This is a genomic window from Nocardia sp. NPDC004278 (assembly GCF_053602975.1).
Genome location: NZ_JBSGEQ010000001.1, coordinates 538,646 through 545,066, shown reverse-complemented (window position 1 = coordinate 545,066; position 6,421 = coordinate 538,646). Strand labels below are relative to the sequence as shown.

Below are 6,421 nucleotides of genomic sequence, written 5' to 3'. Positions count from 1 at the left end.
CCGATCACCGGTCAGCGTCGCCACGGCGAACATGATGCACGACCTGCCCCGCTCCGCGGGGCCAATCGGTCAACACCATTAGGAGACACGACCTAGAAGCCGACAGTGGCGTCGACCACCACATGAACCGGGAGGAGATCCACCAACTCCTGATGTCACTAGGCGGGCTGGTGCACATATTGAAGGCCACCGATCCCACCGACAAACTCGAGGCCTACCGGCAACTCGGCCTGAAGCTGACCTACAACCACGAAAAACGGGTGGTCAAGGCAGAAACCGCTCCACAACCGCCCGTGTGCGTAGTGTCTGTGTCCGGAGGGGGAGCTGACCCATATCCCCAACCTGGTTTATGCCGGTGACCTGCAAATTCCTTGACATTGATAGAGCTGGTGGCGGTGCGAAGCTGGGTCGCTCGCCTCGATGTGACAGGCGAGGTGGACGGCCGAGGCGGTGCCGATGGCGTCGAGGATCCCGTGAGCGGCTGTACTGCGAAGACGCCCGCGAGTTCCGCGGACCTGGGTGTGCCGAGTGCGTGTATCTGGCCGGGCTCGTTGTCTGCTGTTCGGGGTGGCGCGCCGCGCCCGAGGTTGCGTACCCCCGTTACAGGCACGGCAACGGCGCGGACATCAGACCAGTGCGGAACAGCATGCCCAGCAAGGTGTTTGCTATGCCATCGAGAACCACGACACGGATCTATAGCGCGTCCAACGTGATCGACCCGCCCGAGATCATAGAAAGTGCGCCAGAGCCACCGAATTCTGGGCGATGAAATTGAACGCTGCCCACTTTATGATGGTCAGATCAAGCAACTCCGGTCGACCGAGTAGCGGCTTCCTACTTCGAGTCGATCGCGAAAGTCCTTGACGGCACTTTCGAATCGGTAATCAGGGCCTTCGTGGTTGACCGAGTTGCTCGTCGGATACTTTGGCCGATTCGCGCAACCGATCGGCGGTCAAGTCGGTGGATTCGAGCGAACCGTCTGTTCCGCGGCGGTCCGAAACGGGCTGCACAGTGATGTCCACCTACGGACAACGAGCACCCGGAGGCCGCACGGTACCAACCAGTTCGTTCCACTCATCCGTCGTCAGATCGTCACCGGCGCGGGCACAGGCGGTTTTGATGAGGCCGTTGGGCGAGATATCGCGTTCGACAATAACTCCGCTGGGTCCGCCTTCGAGACCGGCAACGGCGGTTGTCAGATAGCGGCCGTCACCTGACAGCGCTATCGAGGCCTTGGCATACCATTCCGTTCGTATGGGTGGGAAGGTGCCGAGAACTGCTCCTCCGCTGTCCACAACAGTGATGTAGCCAGCCATGTCGCGCCTGGCGATGACGGAATCGCTTGCGTCAGAAGCTAATTGACGAGCCCGACCAGCCGGGTTGTTGTCGGCAAAGGTACGCATCGGCGTTGACCCGCCGCCTCGCCACACCTCGATGACGCTACCGCGTTGGAGAAGAAGGTTCGGGCCACCGAACCATAGCCCTAGAACCTCACGCCCAGGGATCGTTCCGGAGACACGCCTCGCGCGTACGTCGAATACGACGACATTCTCGCCGTCACGGAACGCGATCAGCTCCCCGTCAGGTCGGATATCGACCTGAAGCGGGGAGTCCGTTGGAAGTGCAACTTCGGAAGGCCTTGCGATACGTTCGCGCACTTGTCCGGTTGCCGGATCGAACAGTGTTATATCGCCGTGCCCGTCGACCGTAACCCCGGCCTTCCAACTGCTGGAGTAGGCAACCTTGCGAGTGGTCCAGAGGTCATCAGTGGGTGAGACGACTGTGACATCCGTCGTCGCATCCAACCTCAGCTTTCCTCTGGGTCTGCCTCCCGGCAGCACTCGTTGTGCTGCGATCACAACGCCGCCGTCGTCGCTCCAACTCGGCGTGCCCTCGACATTGGGCACGATGCGTGCTCGCGCTCCTGTTGTGCGAAGATCCTGAAACATTACCGCGTATTCGAATGTGGATGCGCCGTCGTACGCACCGGAGACGACCGCAGTTCCAGCATCCGGAGCTAAGAATATTTCCGGCTCACACGCATTGCATCCCGCCAACAAGGGCACGGGTGTGACCGTTGCCAAACGGTCGATCTGATCGACATCCCACACCGACAGGTGGTTGCGATAGGCCGAAACCAACCGGCGCTCCGAAGTTCCCAAGAATCGAATCACTCTGCTTGATTCGACCCTGGCGCCGGTCATCCTGACCGGCTCCGACCGCTTCTGGTCCGACATCGCAACCGGAGCAACGTAGATGCTACCGTCCTGACCCAGTACCGCCGCGCTCTGACTGTTCCTGCTGAGCACGGCCGGCGACACCTGACTGGCTTGTGGTACGTCGACGATGCGGGAGTGGGACTCGATCCCATGACCCAGCTCAAACACCGGAACCGCCTCACCCTTCAGAAATGTGCATGCGAAGAACATGCCGTTCGGCGCCGGATCGCCGATCGAGCTTGTTTTCGGGCACGGCCCGAGGGGCGACGATGGGTCGGTCACCGACCAGTCACCGATATCTATCAGTCGCGTGGTCCCAGCACCACTGAGCAAGGCGAGTTTGTCCTCACCGGGGAATACCACACTCTGCGGGTGCCAGTCGTCGGATCGCGTGTCGGTGACTCGCCCACTGGCGATATCGATGAGCTGAATCGAACTCGCCACCTGTTGAAAGCCTCGCCGGAGCGCGCGATGTACTGCTGCCACACTGCCGGACGGTGCGATGGCAACTAGATCGGGTGTTTGATCTGCTGGCCCGTCTATAAGGACTCGCTCGCTTCCACTGCGCCACAACGCAACCTGAGGACCGCCAACGGCGAGGATAGTGCTGGCGTCCGCATTGAGCGCGATCGCGGTCACAGCACCAGACAATCTGCCGACCACCGAGGTCTCGAGTTCCGTCACCGACCATTTGACGATGGCTCCGTTCGCCAACCCGGCGACGGCGGTCCGGCCATCCTGACTGGTTTCCACAGCCACAACGTCCGCCTCGGCTGGCACCTGGCGTACCAGAGTGCGACCAGCGGCATTGGCCTGCAACAGTGTCGACATGTGCCGCGGTGATGGATCCATACGGTAGGCCGCGACCGCGAGGAGCGAGGCCACCCGCACATCGCTGGTCATCGAGGAATCGGCGATCGACGCCATCAGACGTGCCGAGGCGATTCGCGCCTGTTCATCGGCATGATTCTTCTGCACGAATGCGATCTGGGCCACGACGATGGCCAATACCAGCAAGAATGCGAGTACCGCGCCTGCCGATTGCGCCCACCGCAGATTGCGACGGGTCTCCCGCAGGCCCTCGGATCGGAGGTCGTCCTCCGGCATGCCACGCACCACCGACGTGATGCTCACAGCCGCTGCGGTCAGGTCGGGGTCGCTGACTGCACCCTCGCCGGAATGCAGCCACACAATGGACTTCCACACCGGCTCAGCATCGAAATGGCCGAGCAGCCGTGGTGGCAGCGCCGTCGACCGCTCCTGGTCCCAGGCATGGTCGGCATCGTTCCAGACCAGCTCTCCCGCGCTGACCACCAGCAACAGCGTCTCGATCGACCGGTGCTCGATCCACCAGGCGATTTCGCGGTCTACCCACTTCGATGTCGCTGCTTCGGGAGAGGCGATGACCACGAGCCATCTCGACCTACGCAGTCCGGACTCGATCTTCTCCCACAGTTTCGGCCCGATGGAGATACTGCTGTTGTCCAGGAAAACGCGCAATCGCGGCGGGCGATACCACCGGCGCGGCTGTCGTTCGATTGCCTTTTGCAGCGTTGGCAGCAGAGCACGGTCGCGGTTGCCGCTGTAGGACAAGAAGACACCATAGCCGATCTCAGTGCGTACCCTCCGAAATGGGATGACACGTGAAACCGCCCGCAGCGCCTCGGCGGTCCGAACCGCCCATGTATGGCTCATAGTCGTACCCCCAATCGACCGCGACCGTTGCCCTGCGGCCGGGTCCTTGTCTAGCGCTGTGCGGCAGTGATGTCGTCGGTGGCGTCGATCAGCGCTGGTGCATCCGATACTTCGGCCAGCAGCCGCGCATACGCGACCAGCAGTACCCGCAAACGTTCCAGTTCCTCGCGCAGCTCGGGCGCATAGTGCCACGCCTCTTCGTGCTCGGGAATCGAGCGCTCGACGGGACGCGCACTCTCCCAACGTAGTAACTCGGGATGCCAACGCGCCAAGACCGGTCGAATCGCCGCGTTGAGAACCCAGACCGCCAAATAGCCGAATCGATAGCGGCCGTTCTTCGGCTTTCGCGCCACCGCCGGACCGTGTTTGCGCAAGATTTCCCGGGTACTGCCGAACAGCTGATACAGCGACGTCAGCGCTTCACGCAGCGTGCCGTGGCCCGGAGCCATTGGAGCAACAGAGATCCGGGTGACCAGCTCCACGTACAGCTCCCACGCCGCAGCACGTTCGGTGGTATCGGGCACCCATGTTCCCGAGAGTTTTGCCGGGCCCCAACCCAAGTCGACCTTGATCTCCTTGACGGACATCATCCCCTCCATCGGTTCACCACTTGCGTGCCTTCGCGCAGTCATCATAGTGCAGCAGGTGAATCCCGCGCTCCCCCAGAACAATTCACATCAAAGGAACATTTCTGCCAAGCATTGACGTGCAGCATCTGTTCTCCGCCCGCACCAAGGGGCTGAGACCCCAGGCAGTCGACCGAACCGGGACTGTAAACATACAACGGCTCTGTCCCACTTTCGGTTTGCGCCGTGAGGCGCTGTGATTCGAGTGGAGGTGAGAGACCACCACCTCCGGCCTGTCGTAGCAGGTCGGTGGAGCTGAGGGCAGCCTGATCCGGGTGGTGCCGGGGAGGGGTGGGAGCAGCCCTGACAACGCCGGGACGTGGCCAGTACTGCCAGATGGTGCGGGTCCGGCAAGCGGGATGAAGAGGAGTACGTGAGGAACCGGCGTTGTTACGTCCCTCAATGCGACACCTGCTCGAACCTGGCGGATCTGGGCAGGATGCGGTGCGTACCAGTCGATTTCGGTCGACTGGGAACTTCCGGGCTGGTTTACCGAAGCCGGTCGGGAGGCCACGGGGAAGGTCTACGGCGTACCCGTTGGCGATGCCGCAGGGACACAGTCGGGCTCCTCCTTCGTCGAGCGAATCACAGTGAACACGGGAACCATCCGGTCCGGTTCCCTGGTGGCGGGCGATCCAGTTGCGCCGCTCGGGGATAGACGCACCGACCGTCGAACAGACCGGGTGGGGCGGAGCCGCCGTAGTAGTCCGAGGCCGGGAAAGCCGGTTACATGGCCAAGGGCGGCAGCGGTTTTCGAGAAAGGCGGAGACTGTAATGCCGAAAGACGCGCCACCGAACGGTGACGCCACGTCGGGTGACCCTGCGGGGCCGCGTCGGCGGGTATCGGAGATGCAGGCCAAGCTTCACCGTTGGGCGTCGGCCGATCCCGGCCGCCGGTTCGACGACTTGTTCAATTTCGTGCATGACCCGGCGACGCTGATGGTGGCGTTCGATCGGGTCGCGGGCAACCATGGAGCCCGAACTCCCGGCGTCGACGGGATGACCGCCGCCGATGTCGAGGAGCTCATCGGGGTTCCGGGGTTTCTGGATGATCTGCGGACTTCGTTGAAAGACGGGTCTTTTCGGCCGTTGCCCGTGTGGGAACGTAAGATTCCCAAGCCGGGTGGGTCGGGGAAGGTGCGCCGTCTTGGGATTCCGACGGTGACCGACCGGGTCGTCCAGGCCGCGCTCAAGCTGGTGCTGGAACCGATTTTCGACGCCGATTTCGAACCGGTCTCCTACGGGTTCCGGCCCAACCGCAGGGCGCAGGACGCGATCGCCGAGATCCACTACTACGGCACCCGAGGCTACCGCTGGGTGCTGGATGCGGATATCGAGGCGTGTTTCGACCGGATCGACCACGTTGCCTTGATGGACCGGGTTCGCTTGCGGGTCAAGGACAAACGCGTTCTGGCGCTGGTCAAGGCGTTCCTCAAGGCCGGGATCCTCACCGAACTCGGCGACCATCAGGACACCACGACCGGCACGCCTCAAGGAGGCATCCTGTCGCCGCTGTTGGCCAATATCGCGTTGAGCGTGCTCGATGAGCAGGTGATGGCGCCCTGGAAGCCGGGCGGGACGATGGCCAGTGAGAGCAAGCGGGCATATCGTCGCCGCAAAGGAGCACCGACATGGCGGCTGGTCCGCTACGCCGACGACTGTGCGCCACGAACGCGAATGGAGGTTCCGTTGTAGGAGAAGGGATTTCCGGGAGCGGTGTCGTGCTGGTGATGGAGGTTTGGCCCTCCGGGATCGCCCTGCAGGGGGAGGTCTCAAACCACCGCAAGCTGCTGCGGTTAAGAGTCGTGGTGGTGAGCGTTGTGGGAAAAGGCGCCCGTGATGGCGTCAGGTGTGGTCCGAGAAGGCGAACGTGAGTGAACC

Annotated in this window: 3 protein-coding genes; 1 reads left to right on the top strand and 2 read right to left on the bottom strand. The window is 62.6% G+C overall.

Annotated elements, in window-relative coordinates; translation table 11 throughout:
- Positions 1–1,022 precede the first annotated feature (1,022 nt).
- The gene (locus ACWEO2_RS02490; protein ID WP_452403715.1) at positions 1,023–3,914 is read right to left on the bottom strand and encodes a TIR domain-containing protein; all 2,892 of its coding nucleotides are present in this window, start codon (positions 3,912–3,914) and stop codon (positions 1,023–1,025) included.
- Between the two features lie 50 nt (positions 3,915–3,964).
- Positions 3,965–4,501 carry a hypothetical protein gene (locus tag ACWEO2_RS02485; protein ID WP_452403683.1) on the bottom strand — a complete coding sequence of 179 codons (537 nt, stop codon included), beginning with the start codon at positions 4,499–4,501 and terminating at the stop codon, positions 3,965–3,967.
- 813 nt (positions 4,502–5,314) lie between these two features.
- On the opposite strand from ACWEO2_RS02485, the gene ACWEO2_RS02480 reads away from it, so the two are divergent.
- The gene (locus tag ACWEO2_RS02480; RefSeq protein ID WP_452403682.1) at positions 5,315–6,235 is read left to right on the top strand and encodes a reverse transcriptase domain-containing protein; all 921 of its coding nucleotides are present in this window, start codon (positions 5,315–5,317) and stop codon (positions 6,233–6,235) included.
- Positions 6,236–6,421: the final 186 nt, after the last annotated feature.